Here is an 18055-nt window from a genome sequence, read left to right as displayed (position 1 = left end):
CGTCGACGGGTCAAGAATTCTCGCGGCGTGCACGGCTAGTGTTCGTCCCCGTCGACTACGCGCGTCCGACGGTCGAGCAGCGGTTTGACGTACCGATGATATGCCGGTCTCAGTCGGTCCTTCGCCAGCAGCGCTCCGTGGCTCATTCGGCCGCGCAGCGTCTGATTGAAGACGTAGACCGCAAAGCAGCGGTATGCTTGTGGTCGCCAGTGAGCTTGCCAGGGTGCGCCGGAAATAAGGTTGACCGAATCGACGTCGCCCACTTCGAGGGCGTGTTTCACGACACGTTCGAGCAGCATGTTGCCGGGCGCGAAGCGCGAGTGTTCCTCGCGATAACCGATTTTGAGGATGTAGAGACAGCGATCGACCTTCAGGCAGAACTGCGCAGCGATACACTTGCGAGCCACGCGCAAAAGGTTGATCTGCACACCGCCTGTCGCCGAGAATCCGTCGATGAGGCTGCGATAGAATGCGATGAGGTGGGCGTCGGATCGGATCGCAGTTCCGTCGTTGCCCTTCCATCCAGAGCCTTCGACCTCGACGAACTGTTCGAACGCTGCCGGCAGTCCCAACACCTCCGGCGCCCGAACGAATTCAACCTGCTTCTCCTGCGCCAACGCGTTGCGCGCCTTGCGTAGCCCATTGCGAAAGCTCTTCGCGAGCTGACTCAGCCTCGAGCTGTACGGCGTGTTGTCGAGGAAGTGACAGGGAGTCGTTTCGTCGAGGAACGTCGACTGAGGACGGCAGGCCCCGATCGAAAACAGCACCGACGAGTTCTCGAGTGCGGTTGGCGCGACCAGCACATCCCAGGAATTCGGCTCTCCGTTGAGGTAGTCGACCATCGACGCAACCAATCCGGCGTTGTCTGGGCGCCGATCGAACACAAAATCTCCGAGCGAAAGGTGCGGATGCTCAGGGATTTCGAGAGTTCTAACAGACACTCCGCCAATCGTTCGGATACCATTCGCGAGCGGGAAAATTCCGATGGGCCTGCCTCGTCTGTAGGCGACTACAAAGCGGAGTGCCTCAGGGGCAGCGAGGTGGGTGGCGTACGCGTCGAACCAGGCGAACTGATGGAGGTGCCGCGCGTGCGTCATTGCCCCAACGACGGTATTCCACTCCGAACGAATCTCACGAAGGCCGGCGATCCCGTGAACAGTACGGAACTCGAGTGTTGGCCAATTGAAGACATACCTCGACGACGCTCGGTCGCCGATGTTTAGCGTTCTCTTGTGGTACGTTGTCGTGGTCATGGTGGAGGGCTGGGGTGTCGAGCCCGCGCGCAAATCACGCGCCGCGGCGCAGCCCAACTTTCACGACGCTGCTGGCGCCGCTCGGCCCGCTATGACATCCTTGTGCTGCGCTTACGTGGTCCAACTCGCGGAGGCATCATGAAGGGTCGTGCTCTGGTCATGCTCGCAATCATTGCCGCAGGCAATTCTCTCGGCGCTCAGCAAAAGCCGCGGGAGAACGATCTCAAACTTCCCATCGGCGGAACTCCAGGGCCGCTCGATGCGATTACCGACGTCGCAGGCGTAGAAGTTGGACACACCACGCTGATTTCTGGCAGCGGCAAGTTGGTGGTCGGGCAGGGCCCTGTTCGCACCGGGGTGACCGTGGTGCATCCTCGCGGCAAAGCGAATTCCGATCCCGTGTTTGCGTCGTGGTTCACGCTGAACGGCAACGGCGAGATGACCGGCACGACGTGGATGCAGGAGGGCGGCTACCTCGAAGGCCCGATTGGCATCACCAACACGCACAGCGTTGGCGTTGTGCGCGACGCGATCATCAAGTGGGAAGTGTCGCAGAAGAACGTGCTGCAGCCATGGTGGCTACCAGTCGTTGCAGAGACGTACGATGGGAGCCTGAACGACGTAAATGGCTTTCACGTGAAGGAAGAGCACGTGCTGAGCGCGCTCAACTCTGCTGCGGGCGGTCTGCCGAAAGAGGGCGTGGTGGGCGGTGGAACGGGCATGACCTGCCTCGGCTTCAAGGGCGGCATCGGCACCGCGTCACGAAAGCTTCCGGCGCAGCAGGGCGGCTATACGGTTGGCGTGCTCGTCCAATGCAACTTTGGGTCGCGTCGCGATCTCAGAATCGCTGGCGTTCCCGTCGACGAAGAGATTACAGATCTCTTACCGTGCATTGCGAATCGCGAACCGGCTGCGCCCGGCACACGACCACATTGCGATTCGGCCGGCAGTGGAGATACGGGACTCGATGCGCCGGAGCAGGGCTCGATCATCGTAGTCGTGGCGACCGATGCTCCGCTCATGCCGGACCAGCTCAAGCGGATTGCAACGCGCGTGTCGCTCGGCGTCGGACGTCAGGGCGGATTCGGTGGCAATAGCTCGGGCGACATTTTCGTCGCATTCTCGACTGCCAATCCCAAGGCGTGGTCGGCAGACAGCGTTGCTTCAGTGAAAAGGCTGAGCAACGATCGCATCTCGCCGCTCTTCCAAGCTACGGCGCAAGCAACCGAGGCAGCGATCACGAACGCGCTGCTTGCCGCTGAGACGACAACCGGCGCAAACGATCTGCGGATTTTTGCGATGCCGGTCGATCGAATGCTCGACGTAATGCGGAAGTACGGACGATTGAAGTAAGCGCTATCCGGCGCGCAGCGCGTTCCGCGCGCCGGTGATCACGAACTGCACCGCAATCGCCGCGAGCAGCAGCCCCATGATGCGGGTCATGACGCGAATGCCCGTCTGACCCATTCGCAGCACGACCCGCTCACCCACGCGCAGCACGATCCACGAGAGCAGCATCGTCACGAGGATTGCCGCGAGCACCGCAAGCTTTTCCGCCATCGAGCTCGCCTGACCGGCGAGCACCATGGTCGTGGAGATCGACCCCGGGCCAGCGAGCATCGGCATGGCGAGCGGCGTGAGCGCGACGTCCTCCTTCTCGCTGCCCTCGGTGATCTCCTCCGCGCTTTCCTGCGTGCGACGCACGCCGTGCAGCATGTCCATCGCCACGACCCAGAGAATCAAGCCACCGGCGATGCGAAACGCATCGATCGTAATGCCGAATAGCTTGAAGATCGCCGTTCCACCCAGCGCGAAGGCGACGAGAATGCATGCCGCCGAGACACAGGCACGCCGAGCAGTCTTGGCGCGCTGCGCGGACGCCTCCTTCTGCGTGATCACCAGATATGTCGGGATCACCGCAATCGGGTTGACGATGAACAGGACGGAGGTGAAAGCGAGGAGCGCGAACTGCGCGAAGTTATCCATGCCGCTGGGTCAAATCGTTATCCAACCCGAGAACAGCCCCACGACACCAATGATCGCTCCAACGATGGCAATCGCAAAGAGCACGAGTTCAGCGGGTGCAAAAACGCGCTTGCCCTGTTCGCGCCGCGCCATGAAGAAGAGAATCGTCCCTGGCGCGTAAATGATGAAGCTCAACAGCAGGAACTTGAGGCCCGCGGCGTAAATGAGGAACACCGTGTAGAACGTCGCGATGCCTGCGACCAGCATCTCTCGGCCGCGACTCGACGGATCCTTCTCGTACGTTTCGCGCGTGATGCCGAGCTTGAGCGAATACGCCGCAGCGAGCATGTACGGTACGAGCGAAAGGGAACTGCAGAGTTTCAGCGTGAACGTGAATGCGTCATCGGAAAAAAGCGTCGTGAGAAGCACGAGCTGGATCAGGATGGTCGTCATGATCAGCGCGGCCGACGGCACGTCTTTCGTGTTCGTGCGCGACAGGAACTTCGGCATGTCCTTATCCTTCGCCGCGACGAACGCCACCTCGGCCGCCATGAGTGTCCAGGCGAGATAGGCTCCGAGCACCGAGATGATCAGGCCCGCGCTGATGAACACCATGCCCCAGCGTCCGACAACTGACTCCAAAACGCCCGCGACCGACGGTTGGCGCAGATCGCTGAGCGCTGCGCGCGACATGACACCGTACGAGACGATCGTTACCAGCGCGAACATCGACAGCACGCCGAGGAAGCCAAGGATCGTCGCCTTGCCGACGTCCTCGCGCTTCTTGGCGTATCGAGAGTACACGGTTGCGCCCTCGACGCCGAGAAAGACAAAAACAGTGACGAGCATGGTGGCTTTTACCTGACCGAACACGGCGCCCATGCTTCGTTCGTCGCCGCCCCAGAGGTTCGATTGGAAGATGCCGGCCTTCATCGCGATTCCGACGATGACCAGAAACACCAATAGCGGGATGATCTTGGCGACCGTCACGATCTTGTTGATGCCCGCGGCTTCCTTCACACCGCGAAGGATGAGGAAGTGAAACCCCCACACGCCGAGCGATGAAATCGCGACAGCGAGAATCGTATTTCCCTCGCCAAACTGCGGGATCGCCGCGCCGAGTGTGGATTTGATCAGCACCCAGTAGCTGACGTTGCCGACGCATGCGCTCGCCCAATACCCGAACGCCGAGAAGAAGCCGAGGTAGTCGCCAAAGCCCGCTTTCGCATACGCGTACACACCCGCATCGAGATCCGGCTTCCGAATGGCGAGCGTTTGAAACACGAATGCGAGCATCAACATGCCCGTGCCGGCGATGGCCCACGCGATGAGCGCACCGTACACTCCCGTTGCTTGCGCGAAGTTGCGCGGCAGCGAGAACACACCGGCACCAACCATGGATCCGACCACCATGGCGGCGAGTGTCATGAGCGGAAGCTTCTGCACGGCTCCCGGCTGCTCTTTCACGAGCTTCGGCCGTTCCGGTCGTTCCGGCTGTTCGCCGAACTTCCTTGCTGGCGCGGTCATGCGATTTACCTCGAGTCTATGTCAGGCCGCCGCTTCGCTCGACGCCGTTCCAGCGCCGGCGCTCGGCTCCTGCGGCGGGGTCTTCTCGATCTTGAATCCAGTGAAGCCGTACAGAACGCTCAGCAACGGGCTGGCGATGTTGAAGAAGCAGAAGGGCAGATACAGGAGCGTCGGAACGCCGAGCACTGCTCCCATGAACGCGCCGCACGAGTTCCACGGCACGAGGGGAGACGTCACGGTTCCGGAATCGGCGCAAAGCCGCGAAAGGTTCGTTGCTGCGAGTCCGCGTTTCTCGAATTCCGCCCGGAATGTTCGCGCAGGAAGCACCAGCGCGATGTACTGGTCGCCAGCGATGATGTTGAGTCCAAATGCGCTAGCGAATACGGTGAGAAACAACCGCCCGGTGCTCTCCGCCGACCGGACTAGTGGATCGATCAGTCGCTTGATCAATCCGAATTCGTCGAGCAGCGTGCCGAACGTCACCGCGCCCATGATCAACCAGAGCGTCAGCAGCATGCTGTACATGCCGCCGCGCGTCAGCAGTCGATCGATGTCGGCGAAACCAGAGTCGATCGAGAAACCCGTCGACATCGCTTTCCATGCGGCGCGAATGCCGGCGGGAATGATGTGGAGACTCGGGTCGCCTGCGAAGGTCCGCACGATGTCGGGCTGCGTTACCATCGCGAGCAAGCCGGCGAACACGGCTGCCGCCATCAACGCGAGTGTTGCCGGCACTTTCCGGAGGGACATCACGACGAGAAGTACCAGCGGCAGCAGGTTCCAGATCGTGATGTTGTAGACTGTGTTGAGCTCCTTGAGCTCGACGCCCGTATCGATGCCCGCCACCTGCGGTCCGCGGAGGCCGAGCAAAAAGAAGAGCACGAGACCGATCAGGAACGCAGGAATAGACGTCCACGCCTGACGCTTGATGTGTTCATAGACGTTGACCTTGACCATCTGCGCGGTCATGATCGTCGTCTCGGACAACGGCGACAGCTTGTCTCCGAGATACGCGCCGGAGATGACCGCGCCAGCCGTGATCGATGTCGATACGCCCAACATCGTCGCGATGCCGACTAGGCCCACCCCGATCGTGCCGGCGGTAGTCCACGAACTTCCGATCGACATGGCGATCACGCCGCAGATGAGCGTGCTGGCTGCGTAGTACCATCCAGGAGACAGTAAACGAATGCCGTAGTACACGAGCGTCGGGATCGTACCGGACAGACACCACGTGCCGATCAGCGCGCCTACCGCGAGCAGGATGAAGATCGCGCTCGAGATTGAGCCGAGTGCCCGCGTACTCGACGCCTCGATGTCCTTCCACGGATGCCCGTTCTTCAGGATGACGAGCGCCGCGATCATATCGCAGACGATGAGCGCCGCGGGGATAGGCCCGTCGAGCGCGTCGAGACCGAACAGCAGGATCGCACCGCCGATCAGAACGACGAGCGCGATCAGCGGAATGAACGAGTCCATCATCGACGGCTCGCGAACGAGCCGCTCGCCTTCCTTGTCGGTCGGGCTCATGGATCGCGCTGCAGCGGACAGGTCATGCAGTGACCGCCGCCACGCCCCTTACCAACCTCGAAGCCGTCGATCTCGATTACTTCGATCCCGGCTTCGCGGAATTTCTGATTGCTGTAGATGTTCTTCGAGTAGGCCACGACGACGCCTGGCTCGATCGCCACGACGTTATTGCCGCTGTCCCACTGCTCGCGCTCCTGCTGCGCCGCGTCGCCCCCCGTTGGGATGACGTGCAGATCCTTCTCCTTCATGCCGATACCACTGGCGATCGCGCCGAGAAAGCTCTTCTCAGGCGTGACGTCGAGCGACCACGAGTTCTTGCCAGGCCTGAGGCTGAACGCCTTCATGTTGGCGATCGCCGGAGGGTAGATCGTGACGGTGTCGCGATCCATGAACGTGAACACCACGTCGATGTGCAGATACGAGCGCTGCTTCTCCAGATCGACTGCAATGACTCTATCAGCCGCGTTCTTCTCGAACAGGCGCAGCGCGAGGATCTCTGCCATTCGCGGCGTGGTGCGCTCACTGAGTCCGATCAACACGGACCGATTGCCGATCGGCATGACGTCGCCACCCTCGAGCGCAGCGCGACCGAAATCCTGAATATCGAACTCGTCGTGCTCGTCGTCGTGATCCGGAGCGGGATACCAGAATTCGAAACCGCCATCCTGGAACATCGGATGGAAGCGATAGATGACGCCGATATTGATCGTCTCGGCCTGTCGCGACGGATAGAACATCGGATTCAGCGAGACGCCGCCATAGATCCAGCACGAGCTGTCACGCGTGAAGAGATGGTTCGGCAGCGGCGGCAGGATGAACGACGAATCGGGCGTCGCGCTCGCGGTGAGCGAGTGAAGTCCAAGGTCGCGATCCGCGTACTCCATCAGCTCCGCCCGCGTCACGCCGCCGATGAGATGCGTCGCCAATTCGTCGGAGGTCATGTTGTCGAGCGCTTGCGTGACGGCATCTACCGCCGACGGCCCGACGGTGTACGGACTGACCGTGTGCTCGATCGCCCATTCACGCGCGCCCGGCTGTTCTAGTGCTTCGACCAACAGATCGTGCACGAGAAAAACCTCGACGCCGCGACCGCGCAGCTCGCGCACGAACTGATCGTGCTCCTGTTGCGCATGCTCGACCCACAGCACGTCGTCGAACAGCAGCTCATTGCGATTGGAAGGCGTGAGGCGCTTCAAGCTCAGATCGGGACGGTGCACCATCACCTTCCGAAGTCTGCCGACCTCCGAATGCACGCCAAACGCGGAAGATGCCTCACGCCGTACGCTGCTCGCCGGTCGGTTGTGCGTGATTGGGCGCTGCTTGCGAGTGCTCACGCGTCGCTTGCGAGTGGTGCTATTTGCCATCGGGCTTCTCCTTGTCCGGCGTGAGCGTGATGGAGTAGTTGAATCGGGCCGTGAGCTGAAGGCGGAAGTCGTTCGGATGGAAGCTGTCGAACGCGTTGCGTCGCTGGCCCCACTGGAACTCGCCGCCGACCATGACATCCGGTACGGGGCTGTAGAGCAGATTCACCAGCGCGTACTGACCCGCGTGATACGCGAGCGCGCTCTGTCCGTTGCTGTTGGTGACGCGCAGGCCGGACCAGCCGATGGACGACGTCACCTTCTCGTTCCACGTATGATCGTAGAACGCCAATCCGCCGAAGACCGGCAGCGTGACGGCTTCGGCGTTCAGATGCGTCAGATCTCCCGGATGGATCTCGATGCCGACGTCGAACGGTGCGTCGAGATAATTCTGAATTCCTTTGCCATACGTGACCTGGAACTTCAGCTTGTCCGTCTTGTTTGTTTTGACGTTGGAGCTGAGGCTCAATCCCCAACCGAGCAAATGCCCGCTAAGGTCGAGTGTGTCGTGCGGGATGAGGTCGTCCCAATAGATGCCTCGGAGAATTCCCGCGAGCTGGACGTAGCCCCATTTGCGGCCGAGCCGCCCTTGAGCCGAGAGATCGGGCCACGGAAAGCGACCAACGACGTTCGAAAGATCGAGATGATCGTCAAGATCGCCGCGGTCAGCGCTCGCTCCCGGTCGCTCGAGCGCGATCGTCAGTCGCGAGTCGCCCTGAATCGGCATATACCGAAACTGAATGTTCCGGAAGAACACGATCGCTGTCGGGCCCCAGTACTCGATCGAGTTCGGAAACACGTCGATATCCATGAATGGACTGTCGAACTGCCCCGCACCGAACTTGCCGAGCTCCGCGTAGGCTCGCACGAGGTTGAATGCAGTACTGCCGCGATTGGCGCCCGAGCCAAACAGATCCCAATCGAAGATGCCGCGAACCTCGCCGGCATTCGTCGGAACGGTGAGCCGCGTTCCGAAACGCGTCGGACGCACGCTGAAATACTGGTGTCCGTCATCACCGAACTCGTTCGAGAACGCCGGCAGCCTACTCGGCCGCAAGACATCGTAGAAGTTCGGATCGACCGAGTTGAAGTCGTGAATCGCGTCGGCCACGAGCTGGCCGAAGAATTCAATTCGCGGTCGTTTGATCAGACTGTCCGGCGCGCTGGCGCGTGTTTGCGCCGCACTCTCGCCTGGAATGACCAATGCGCTGATTGAACCAAGCAGCAGTCCGATCAGCGAACGACGAGCAGCGCTCGTCGTTGGATGTAGCGCAACCAATGGCGCGCGCAGTGTTTCGTCCTTGCACGAGACGCCCGGCGACCGAGCAACTCGCGTACCCTATACCGCAGCCGCCGTCGCTAGCCGTGCGGCAGCTTTCTCAGCGGCCCCGTCGCGCCTCCAGCAACGCCATGCGTGTCGCGCCAGGATACGGTTTGTCGAAGCCCTTCACCACGCCCCACAGGATGCGACTGAAGTCGTCGTCGTCCGACTCGTCTTCCTGCTCGAGACGCAGCCTCATCGACTCGATCGCGCCACGTGATGCGGAGGGATTCCGCTCATCGAGACGTGTTGCGGGCGTGAGTATGTCGTAGGGACGCAGATCGGGCTCCGTCGACCAGATGTCGGTCAGCGGGCGTCCAAAATAATCGAAATGCGACAACGAGCCGAGGTTGAGTATTCCCTCAATCGTGCGCACGACGTCGGTCGTGTTCGTGAACCGATGGAACGACCCGGCACGACTGTACGGCGAGATCACGAGCAGCGGTGACCGATGCGAATCGACATGATCGGGGCCGTTCTGTGCGTCATCCTCGAGCACGAACACGACCGTCGACTTCCAGAAGGGTGAGCGGCTGAGCGCGGAGACTATGCGACCGAGCGCGAGATCGTTATCGGCGACCGCAGCGCGCGGCGTCGGCTTACCAGCTGAGCCACCAGAAGTGTGATCGTTTCCCAGTCGCACGATCTCGAGCGCCGGCATCGAACCGCGCTGGACGTACGTCGCCAACTCGGCGAGCCAGACATCGGCGCGCTTCTGATCCGGAATGTCGAGGTTGAAGCCTGGGTATTCTGTATTCGTGTTGCCGACGAGTTCCGGCTTGTTGGCAACGACGCGTCCCGGCGTATTGCGGTCGGGGGACACAAATTCGCCGTAGTTGCGTAGCGAGACGTTGGCGCGCGCGGCGAGTGTCCAGAGATATCCACTCGCCGGGGCATTGACGTCGTCGTCGGGAATCACGCCTCGGTTCGTGCCCTCGTAGTCGTAGGTTCGCCCGCGGCTGGAGTAGTTCGGTTGAACGGTCTTCTCGACGTAGTCGCTCGCATACGCCGCCGTGGTCCAATTGTGGCCGTCGGCGCTCACTTCAGCGTTCACGAAAAACCGGTCGAACGCACCGAAGCGTTCCGCGATCGCGTGTGCGTTTGGCGTGACGGGACGTCCGAAATACAACAGCGAAGTGTCACCGTCGGCGATCGTCAGGTCGCCAAGCACCTGATCGTACGTGCGATTCTCGCGGATGACGTAGATCACATGCTCGAACGGTGGAAAACGACCAGGGCGCGACGCCGTTCCCCATCCGTTGGCACGCGCGACGCGCTCGGTCATGCGCGGCAGGGAAGTCGCCGAGAACATCGCGGTGTCGAGCACCGACAGCGTTCCGCGTAGCTGGCCGAGCGTCCCGTCAGCGCCCGAGCCTTGGTGCTCGCGCGACTCACGCGGACCAGGGCCGTCGGGATTGGCGTGGGTTCCCGATCCCTTTCCGTTCGCGACGAGCACCGACGCCCCCGCAACGGTGACCGACGCCGGATACCAGCCCGTCGGCACGCGGCCGAGCATGCGTCCGCCATTCGATACGTCGAATACGGCGACCGCGTTCGCGTCGGCCTCGGCGACGAACAACTTCGTTTCGTCCGCCGAGAGTGCGAGTGCGTTCGGCGTGCTCCCTTCGTCTGGCCCAGCCGGCGGCGGATCGCGCAGCTCGTCGACCTGTTTGCGAGATCTCGTATCGATCACAGCGATCCGATCGGTGCTGGCCGACGCGACGTACAGACGCGAACCCGAGCGATCGAGTAGCAGCGCCGACGGATGACGCCCGGCAGGAATCCACTCGGCCGGGGCAAGCGCGTCGCCGCGCGGTGCGTAGAGTCCGACGTTGCTGCCGCCCCACGCCGAGACGAACACGCGACCGTCGGCGGCGACGGCGATACCGTACGGATAGCGACCCGCAGGAAGGCGTTGAATCACCGCGCGCGAGGTCATGTCAATCACGGCAAGCGAGTCCGCGAGATTCTCCGCGACATACAGGCGCTGACCGTTCGGCGAGAACGCGAGCTGCGCTGGGTAGCGCGTACCCGTGCGACGGCCGGCGACCCGCGGAACGAGAGGGATGCTGTCGGTGAGGACGGCGGAGTCGCCGGCCCAACGAAAGCGATAGATCTGATCCGTGTTCCCACCAGACGCGCACAGCCACTGGCCGTCGGGGGAGAAGGCGAGGCCGAGAAACGCGGCGGGCAAGTCGATGGTTTGCGCGATCCGGCCCGATCGCCAATCGACGATCTGCACGCCCGTGCGCGACCACCCGTTGAGCAGAAGCGCGACGCGATTACCTCCGGGCGCCATCACCATGTTCAGCGGCATCGGACCAACGGGGCGCACGACGCCGGCGGGATCGAGTGTCACGCCGGTCGGGAGCCGCGTCGCGTCGGCAGGAAGCGATTCGTGTGCGACAACGCCTGCCTGACTGACGCTGCCTGTTGAACACGCGGCCGCACCGAAGAATGTCAGGGCCAGCGCGAGTGAGCGCGTCACTCGCGGCGCGATTCCGTGCGTTCGCTGATCAGAGGTCATGTTGGCGTCCGAAGGGCACGACGTATGAGATAGCGCCGCAGACCTGTTGGCGCGAGCAGGAAAGAAAATTGTCGATGGCCAGTGCGAATGAGAACGCTGTTTAACGGGCGCGTAACAAGCGCGTGACTCGGCTCAAGATCTGTTGCCTCGCGAATCGGGCACGTCCAACATGACGCGTTCGTTCCGCCCGCGACGGTCGGCAACGAGACCTGAACACCATATGAGGAGTCGATGCCGATGTTCCTGCTCAATCGCCAATGGGCGAGCCTGGCGTTGCTCGCCGGCGGCCTATCCGTAGTTCTCCCGCGCGCCGCTACCGCGCAACAGACGTCGACCGTCGAGGCGTGTACTCAAGGTGCGCTGAATAATTGTGCGACGGTTCAGTTGACGTCGCAGCTCGGCGTTGGACCGGGCGGTTTGAATCTGTTCGAGATCGCACTGCAGAATCTCAATTCGCAGACGATGCCGAATCTGGCGACGAGCATCTACAATCTTGTGCTGCTCACCGGCCAACCGGCGGCCGCTCCTGGCACTGAAGTCGACGCATTGGTGACTCCTGTCGCCCAGAATGGCGCGACGCTCACGGACTCATCGCCGTGGAGTATTTTCGAGAGTGGCGACGCAATCTTTCTCTCCGCGGTCAGCAACAACGGCGTAGGCGGATGCGCGGCTTCCGATCCCGTTGGCGGTATCGGCCAGATGGGTCAGACCTGCGGCTCCGACGACCTGATCACGTTCAGCTTCTACACTTCTCGCGCGTTCGATCCATCCGCAATGACGATCGCCGACCTTGAGTTCGTCGGCGTATCGGATGGCAACCCGATTGACAGTTGCTCCGACGCTGCGGCGTGCACGTTCGCATCGCGAGAACCGATTACCGCGACGCCGGAACCGGCGACGCTGCTCATGGTCGGCACCGGATTGGCCGGAATCGCTGGCTTCGGACTCCGTCGTCGCGCGAGTGCGTCGACGGGCACTGTCGCCACGAGCGAGGCCTGATCGATGCCAATCGCTCGGAAGATTCTCGGCGCGACGACGGCGTTCCTCGTCGCGCTATCGGCGTGGTCGTGTTCCGATTCGGTGCTTTCGCCGAATGCGGCGAAGGTACAGCCTGGTGCGGCATCGCGAACCGAATTGCCGGCAGGAACGCTGGCCTGGCTGGCACCGCTCGGAACAGGTGCCGCCAACCCGACGACGTTCGATGCCGCTGGCGCAACACGCATTGAAATCTGCGCCTGGACAGCCGGTGCATGCGTCGGCGCCCCGATTGCGCAGTTCACGACGACCACCACGGCTGGCGCTGGAGTATTGACGGCGAACAGCGTCGTTGGGCAGTTCGAGGCGACATGGAGTCTCCTCAGCACGAGCTTCGTCACCAGAAAGACGTACCGCATCCGCGCGTTCCGCGGCACCACGCTCGTCGGCGCGATCTCCGTCGACGTCGTCCGCGGCCGCTGGGCGCCAACGAGCGACAACGGAACGTCAGGCTTCCTGGTCGCCGCGAACGAACTCCCGATTCGCTTCCACGTCGCGGCCGTTCCACTCGCACCGATCAAGATCAACGAAATCGAATCGAACGGCGGCACGCCGGATGATTGGGTAGAGCTCTATAACGCCGGAACGTCCACCGTCGATCTCTCCGGCTTCGTCTTCAAGGACAACGACGACACGCACAACTTCACCATCCCCGCCGGCACGACCATCGCCGCCGGTGCGTACCTCGTCTTCGACACGGGCAATCAGCCCAACCAGTTCAACTTCGGACTCGGCGCACCAGACGCCGCGCGACTGTTCGATCCGTACGGCCGCATCGTTGATTCGTATTCGTGGACCGCGCACGCTGCCACGACCTATGGCCGCTGTCCGAACGCCACCGGCAACTTCACCACGACGACCTCCTCCACGAAGGGCGCAGCGAACGATTGCAGCGTTCCCGTGAAGGTCAACGAAGTCGAGTCGGATGACGGCAGCAATCCAGATTGGATCGAGCTATACAATCCGTCCGGCGTCGCGGTCGATCTCTCCGGCTTCGTTCTCAAGGACAACGACGATACGCACGCCTTCACCATTCCCACGGGCACCACGCTCGCGGCAGGCGGCTTCGCCACGTTCGACGTCTCGGTCAACTTCGGACTCGGTTCGAGCGATGCAGCACGCTTGTTCGACCCGACCGGCAAGCTCGTCGACAGCTATACATGGACGTCGCATGCGGCTACGACCTATGGTCGCTGCCCAGATGGAACAGGATCGTTCGCGACCACGGCGCGCGCGACGAAAAACGCCGCGAATGATTGCAGCAGCCCGATCACTGTTCGCGTCAACGAAGTCGAATCCGACGGCGACGCGACGGACTGGATCGAGCTATACAACACGGGTGCGAGCGCCGTTGACATCTCGGGCTTCATTCTGAAGGACAACGACGACACGCATTCCCTCGCGATTCCGGCCGGTACCACGCTCGCGTCGCACGGCTTCCTCGCAGTCGACGTCTCGGCCAGCTTCGGACTCGGCGGGGCAGACGCGGCGCGCCTGTTCACGCCAGCCGGCGCGCTCGTCGATCAGTACTCATGGACCGCGCACGCGACGACGACGTACGGCCGTTGCGTCGATGGAACGGGCGCCTTCGTCACGACCGTCAGCCCCACCAAGGGCTCGGCGAATGCCTGCCCGGGCGCGCCACCAGTCGCAGCCGCGTGGCCGGGCGGACCGGACATTGTTACGGTCGACGCGCTGAATCAGTTCAGCAGCAACTTGAGTGGTCTCATATACGAAGTCGGAGCGGCCGGTTCGCCGGACGTGCTCTGGGGCGCGCGCAACGGTCCCGGGAGCATCTACCGCATGATCTTCGATAGCGAGAGCAACAACTGGATCCCCGACCCCAACAATGGGTGGGCCGCCGGCAAGGGACTCCGCTACACCGACGGCACTGGTGAACCGGATTCGGAAGATCTCACCTTCACGACCGGAAGCTCCGCCGGGATGTACGTCGCCACTGAGCGGAACAACAGCAACAATGGCGTGAGTCGCCCCGCGATTCTGCGCTACGACATTACCGCTGCTGGCACGACGCTCACAGCGACGAACGAGTGGAACCTCACCGCCGATCTCCCGGTGCTCGGTGCGAACCTCGGCATCGAAGGCATCACCTGGGTGCCCGACGCGTTCCTCACGTCACACAGCTTCTTCGACGTCGCAGCAGGCCATGCGTACAATCCGGCTGAGTATGCGGATCACGGCGGTGGCCTGTTCTTCATCGGCGTCGAAGGCAACAGCATGATCTACGTGTACGCGCTCAATCATACGACGAACGGCTTCAAGCAGATCGCATCGATCACCACCGGTTTCCCGGCCGGAGTGATGGCACTGCAGTTCGATCGCGAGCTCGGTCAGCTCTGGGCGACGTGCGACGATACCTGCGGTGGTCTCGCCGACATCTTCGAGATCGACGCTACGCCGGGCCCGACGACGCTTGGCCGATTGAAGCTGACGCACATCTTCAATCGCCCGACGGGAATGCCGAACATCAACAACGAAGGGTTCGCGTTCGCGCCGCTGTCTGCATGCGTGGGCGGGTTGCGGCCGGCGTTCTGGTCCGACGACAGCAATACTGACGGACACTCGATCCGTCGCGGAACGATTCCCTGCGTGAAGTTCCCGTGAGGTCTCTGGTCGCTGGTCTCTGGTCTCTGGGAAACCCCTGAGACCAGAGATCAGAGACCTGTGACCTCAGGCTGCGTGGGAGTTCATCAACAACCAGATGCCGCCGACGAACCCGATTGCGACGACCGCGCGGCGCACGTAGCGTTGCGGCGTCCGCTGGGCAATGCGAGATCCGAAATAACCACCGCTCACCGAACCGATGGCCATGCCGAGTGCGATCGGCCAGCGCACCAGACTACTGAACGCAAACGCGAACGCGGCGACCGCGTTCATACATAGGCCGCCCCAATTCTTGAGGCCATTCATCCGGTGGATGTTCGTCAGCCCCATGAAGCCGAGGACGGCGAGCATGAGGATTCCGACACCGGCGCCGAAGTAGCCGCCGTAGATCCCGACGACGAGTTGCAGCGCGACGACGCGGACTGACGGGTAGTGACCCGTAGCCGTCGGGTCGACGGGAACTGCATCGCCATCTGCATTCGCGAGTGCGGGAGCGGTGTTGCGGCGCTGAAAGCGTCGCATCATGAACGGCTGTAGGACGAACAGGGTCGTCGCGATGAGCACGAGCCACGGAACCAGCGCGGCGAAGCGCGACGGCGGCGTTCGCAGAAGCAGCCACGCACCGATGCCGCCGCCGATCAGACTCGGTGCGGCAAAGCCGATCGCCCATTGCCGCGCGCCGGCAAGTTCGGCGCGGTAGCCCCACATACTGCTCACGGCACCGGGCCAGAGAGCCACGGTGCTCGTCGCGTTGGCGACGATCGGCGAGATACCGAGTCCGACGAGAGCGGGGAAAGTGAGCAGCGTACCGCCGCCCGCGATAGAATTCATCACGCCAGCCACGGCGGAGATGACGATGACGGTCGCGAACTGCAGCGTTTGTGGGAGAGCCATGGCAGAGAAGATTAACTGGGGCTGGGAGAGGCCATCGGTGAGGCGCGCGGTCACTATTCTGCTTGCGACGATTGGTGCGCTCGCCTCGAGCGCGGGACTCGGTGCGCAGGTGGCGCGATCGGGGAATCCGATTCTGCCCGGTTGGTACGCCGACCCAGAGGCGCACGTCTTCGACGGCCAGTACTGGATCTATCCCACATATTCGGCGCCGTACGATCAGCAAACACTCATGGACGCGTTCTCGTCCCGGGACCTGATCACTTGGGAGAAGCATCCGCGTGTGCTCGACGTCGCCGACGTTTCGTGGGCGAAGCGCGCGGTGTGGGCGCCGTCGATCGTCGAGAAGAACGGCTGGTACTACCTGTTCTTCGGCGCGAATGACATCCAGAACGATGAGCAATTGGGCGGGATCGGCGTCGCGCGCTCACGGCGGCCCGAGGGTCCCTTCAAGGACGTACTCGGCAAACCGCTGATCGACAGATTTCACAACGGCGCGCAGCCGATCGATCAGATGGTATTCAAGGATCGAGACGGGTCGTATTACATCGTCTACGGCGGCTGGCGGCATTGCAACATCGCAAAGCTGAACGACGACTTCACGGCGATCGTCCCGCTGCCGGACGGCACGATGTTCAAGGAGATCACGCCGACCGGATACGTCGAAGGCGCGTTCATGCTGTTGAAGGACGGCAAGTACTACTTCATGTGGTCCGAGGGAGGATGGACGGGACCCAACTACGCGGTTGCCTACGCGGTGGGCTCCTCGCCCTTCGGACCGTTCGAGCGAGTCGGCAAAATTCTGCAGCAGGACTCTACGGTCGCCACCGGGGCAGGGCATCACTCGGTGCTGCACTCGCCCACATCGGACAAGTGGTACATCGTGTACCATCGGCGGCCACTTGGCGAAACGGACCGCAATCACCGAGTCGTCAGCATCGATGAGCTCCACTTCGGCGCCGACGGACTCATCCGGCCAGTGGTGATCACGAAGGCGGGAGTGGCCGCCGATCCAATCAAGGGTCGCCAGCACTGACTTCGGGGTTAGGAGGGGTTGACTGATGTAGTAAGTGGACTTACTATCTTAGTAAGCACACTTACTACATCGGAGGCACGACCATGTGGCAGGCGACCCACGAAGCAACCTTCCCCGGCCTCACCCGCGCGGACGTCTGGGCCGTGTGGTCCGACGTCGACCGCTGGCACGAATGGGATCATGACATCGAGTACGCCAAGGCGCCCGAGGGATTTCGCGAAGGCACCGGTTTCGTCCTCAAGCCCAAGGGCGGCCCGAAGGTCAACATCAAACTGCTGCGCGCCGCGCCCATGCAGGGCTACACCGATCTCGCCATCTTTCCGCTCGCGCGCATGTACGGCATTCACGACATGACCGACACACCGGACGGACTCAAGTTGACGATCACCATTCGCGTCGAAGGGCTGCTCGCGCCGCTCTGGCGCAAGTTGGTCGCGCAGGGCGTGGCCGACGAGGCACCGGCGCAAATGCGCGCGCTGGCATCGTGGGCGACGCGCGCGCGATGACGCGATCCAAACGCGCGGCGGCGAAGACGACGCTCGACACGACGTTCGCCAAGGCGGAGGATAGCCCCGGATTCATGCTCTGGAAGGCAGCGAATCTGTTGCAGCGCTTGCACGCGCAGGCGCTCAGGGATCTCGACATCACGCCGACGCAATTCTCGCTGATGACCTGCCTCGTCTATCTCGCGAGCGACGGGCCGGTCACGGCATCGCGAATCGTTGCGCACGCGGGCATGGACAAGATGATGGTGTCGGACCTTTTGAAAACGCTCGAGCGGAAGGAACTCGTCGTGAAGTCCGCGCATCCGGACGATGCGCGTTCCTCGCTCGTGCGCCCTACGGCGCGAGGCACGCGGGTGACAAACGCGGCCGTGCAGCAGATCGAGGCGCTCGACGGCACGTTCTTCCAACCCGCCGGCGACGTCGAGGCCTTCCATCGCGCGCTCGTCGCGCTCGTGCGCGAAAACAGCTAGTATTGGCG

Annotated in this window: 14 protein-coding genes; 6 read left to right on the top strand and 8 right to left on the bottom strand. The window is 62.5% G+C overall.

Annotation, left to right across the window (positions count from 1 at the left end):
* Positions 1–35: 35 nt before the first annotated feature.
* Positions 36–1253, bottom strand: coding sequence for a GNAT family N-acetyltransferase (locus AC6H4Z_RS17220; RefSeq protein WP_497543193.1), 1218 nt, complete (start codon positions 1251–1253; stop codon positions 36–38).
* Between the two features lie 138 nt (positions 1254–1391).
* On the opposite strand from AC6H4Z_RS17220, the gene AC6H4Z_RS17215 reads away from it, so the two are divergent.
* Positions 1392–2606 (top strand): DmpA family aminopeptidase, encoded by a 1215-nt coding sequence (locus tag AC6H4Z_RS17215; RefSeq protein WP_497543192.1) that lies wholly within the window; start codon positions 1392–1394, stop codon positions 2604–2606.
* Positions 2607–2609: 3 nt separating this feature from the next.
* Here AC6H4Z_RS17215 and AC6H4Z_RS17210 read toward each other — a convergent pair whose 3' ends face one another.
* The 6 genes from AC6H4Z_RS17210 to AC6H4Z_RS17185 all read right to left on the bottom strand — a co-directional run bounded on the left by AC6H4Z_RS17210 (position 2610) and on the right by AC6H4Z_RS17185 (position 11484).
* Positions 2610–3239 carry a MarC family protein gene (locus AC6H4Z_RS17210; RefSeq protein ID WP_497543191.1) on the bottom strand — a complete coding sequence of 210 codons (630 nt, stop codon included), beginning with the start codon at positions 3237–3239 and terminating at the stop codon, positions 2610–2612.
* A 9-nt stretch (positions 3240–3248) separates the two neighbouring features.
* The gene (locus tag AC6H4Z_RS17205; protein ID WP_497543190.1) at positions 3249–4745 is read right to left on the bottom strand and encodes a basic amino acid/polyamine antiporter; all 1497 of its coding nucleotides are present in this window, start codon (positions 4743–4745) and stop codon (positions 3249–3251) included.
* Between the two features lie 21 nt (positions 4746–4766).
* Positions 4767–6275, bottom strand: a complete 1509-nt coding sequence (nhaC, locus tag AC6H4Z_RS17200; RefSeq protein ID WP_497543189.1) for a Na+/H+ antiporter NhaC — start codon at positions 6273–6275, stop codon at positions 4767–4769.
* On the bottom strand, positions 6272–7639 hold the full coding sequence (locus tag AC6H4Z_RS17195; protein WP_497543188.1) for an arginine deiminase: 1368 nt from the start codon (positions 7637–7639) through the stop codon (positions 6272–6274). Before AC6H4Z_RS17195 ends, nhaC begins: the two co-directional genes overlap by 4 nt.
* Positions 7629–8915 (bottom strand): DcaP family trimeric outer membrane transporter, encoded by a 1287-nt coding sequence (locus AC6H4Z_RS17190; RefSeq protein WP_497543187.1) that lies wholly within the window; start codon positions 8913–8915, stop codon positions 7629–7631. The genes AC6H4Z_RS17195 and AC6H4Z_RS17190 overlap by 11 nt, the downstream gene beginning before the upstream one ends.
* Before the next feature lie 100 nt (positions 8916–9015).
* Positions 9016–11484 carry an SMP-30/gluconolactonase/LRE family protein gene (locus tag AC6H4Z_RS17185; RefSeq protein WP_497543186.1) on the bottom strand — a complete coding sequence of 823 codons (2469 nt, stop codon included), beginning with the start codon at positions 11482–11484 and terminating at the stop codon, positions 9016–9018.
* Positions 11485–11715: 231 nt separating this feature from the next.
* Here AC6H4Z_RS17185 and AC6H4Z_RS17180 point away from each other — a divergent pair, with 231 nt between their 5' ends.
* Together AC6H4Z_RS17180 and AC6H4Z_RS17175 are read left to right on the top strand one after the other, a co-directional pair.
* Positions 11716–12483: a PEP-CTERM sorting domain-containing protein gene (locus AC6H4Z_RS17180; RefSeq protein WP_497543185.1), complete on the top strand. Its 768-nt coding sequence runs from the start codon at positions 11716–11718 to the stop codon at positions 12481–12483.
* A gap of 3 nt (positions 12484–12486) precedes the next feature.
* Positions 12487–15144 (top strand): lamin tail domain-containing protein, encoded by a 2658-nt coding sequence (locus AC6H4Z_RS17175; RefSeq protein ID WP_497543184.1) that lies wholly within the window; start codon positions 12487–12489, stop codon positions 15142–15144.
* A gap of 66 nt (positions 15145–15210) precedes the next feature.
* Here the strand turns inward: AC6H4Z_RS17175 and AC6H4Z_RS17170 are convergent, their stop codons facing one another.
* The gene (locus AC6H4Z_RS17170; RefSeq protein ID WP_497543183.1) at positions 15211–16038 is read right to left on the bottom strand and encodes a sulfite exporter TauE/SafE family protein; all 828 of its coding nucleotides are present in this window, start codon (positions 16036–16038) and stop codon (positions 15211–15213) included.
* Here AC6H4Z_RS17170 and AC6H4Z_RS17165 point away from each other — a divergent pair.
* The 3 genes from AC6H4Z_RS17165 to AC6H4Z_RS17155 all read left to right on the top strand — a co-directional run bounded on the left by AC6H4Z_RS17165 (position 16037) and on the right by AC6H4Z_RS17155 (position 18047).
* Positions 16037–17071, top strand: a complete 1035-nt coding sequence (locus AC6H4Z_RS17165) for a glycoside hydrolase family 43 protein (RefSeq protein ID WP_497543182.1) — start codon at positions 16037–16039, stop codon at positions 17069–17071. The genes AC6H4Z_RS17170 and AC6H4Z_RS17165 overlap by 2 nt on opposite strands.
* An 83-nt stretch (positions 17072–17154) precedes the next feature.
* A complete protein-coding gene (locus tag AC6H4Z_RS17160; RefSeq protein WP_497543181.1) occupies positions 17155–17577 on the top strand; it encodes an SRPBCC family protein in 423 nt (140 codons plus the stop codon).
* Positions 17574–18047 (top strand): MarR family winged helix-turn-helix transcriptional regulator, encoded by a 474-nt coding sequence (locus AC6H4Z_RS17155; protein WP_497543180.1) that lies wholly within the window; start codon positions 17574–17576, stop codon positions 18045–18047. Before AC6H4Z_RS17160 ends, AC6H4Z_RS17155 begins: the two co-directional genes overlap by 4 nt.
* Positions 18048–18055 lie beyond the last annotated feature (8 nt).

This window comes from Leucogemmata humicola (assembly GCF_055379415.1).
Note: the sequence above shows the minus strand (reverse complement) of the source record. Positions and strands in the feature narration are given on the sequence as shown.

Bases quoted from the DNA above. Each gene is read 5' to 3' on its own strand.
- AC6H4Z_RS17205 (WP_497543190.1), bottom strand. From the start codon at position 4,745: ATGACCGCGCCAGCAAGGAAGTTCGGCGAACAGCCGGAACGACCGGAA.
- AC6H4Z_RS17175 (WP_497543184.1), top strand. From the start codon at position 12,487: ATGCCAATCGCTCGGAAGATTCTCGGCGCGACGACGGCGTTCCTCGTC.
- AC6H4Z_RS17220 (WP_497543193.1), bottom strand. From the start codon at position 1,253: ATGACCACGACAACGTACCACAAGAGAACGCTAAACATCGGCGACCGA.
- AC6H4Z_RS17215 (WP_497543192.1), top strand. From the start codon at position 1,392: ATGAAGGGTCGTGCTCTGGTCATGCTCGCAATCATTGCCGCAGGCAAT.
- AC6H4Z_RS17195 (WP_497543188.1), bottom strand. From the start codon at position 7,639: ATGGCAAATAGCACCACTCGCAAGCGACGCGTGAGCACTCGCAAGCAG.
- AC6H4Z_RS17155 (WP_497543180.1), top strand. From the start codon at position 17,574: ATGACGCGATCCAAACGCGCGGCGGCGAAGACGACGCTCGACACGACG.
- AC6H4Z_RS17165 (WP_497543182.1), top strand. From the start codon at position 16,037: ATGGCAGAGAAGATTAACTGGGGCTGGGAGAGGCCATCGGTGAGGCGC.
- AC6H4Z_RS17210 (WP_497543191.1), bottom strand. From the start codon at position 3,239: ATGGATAACTTCGCGCAGTTCGCGCTCCTCGCTTTCACCTCCGTCCTG.
- AC6H4Z_RS17160 (WP_497543181.1), top strand. From the start codon at position 17,155: ATGTGGCAGGCGACCCACGAAGCAACCTTCCCCGGCCTCACCCGCGCG.
- nhaC (WP_497543189.1), bottom strand. From the start codon at position 6,275: ATGAGCCCGACCGACAAGGAAGGCGAGCGGCTCGTTCGCGAGCCGTCG.
- AC6H4Z_RS17170 (WP_497543183.1), bottom strand. From the start codon at position 16,038: ATGGCTCTCCCACAAACGCTGCAGTTCGCGACCGTCATCGTCATCTCC.
- AC6H4Z_RS17180 (WP_497543185.1), top strand. From the start codon at position 11,716: ATGCCGATGTTCCTGCTCAATCGCCAATGGGCGAGCCTGGCGTTGCTC.
- AC6H4Z_RS17185 (WP_497543186.1), bottom strand. From the start codon at position 11,484: ATGACCTCTGATCAGCGAACGCACGGAATCGCGCCGCGAGTGACGCGC.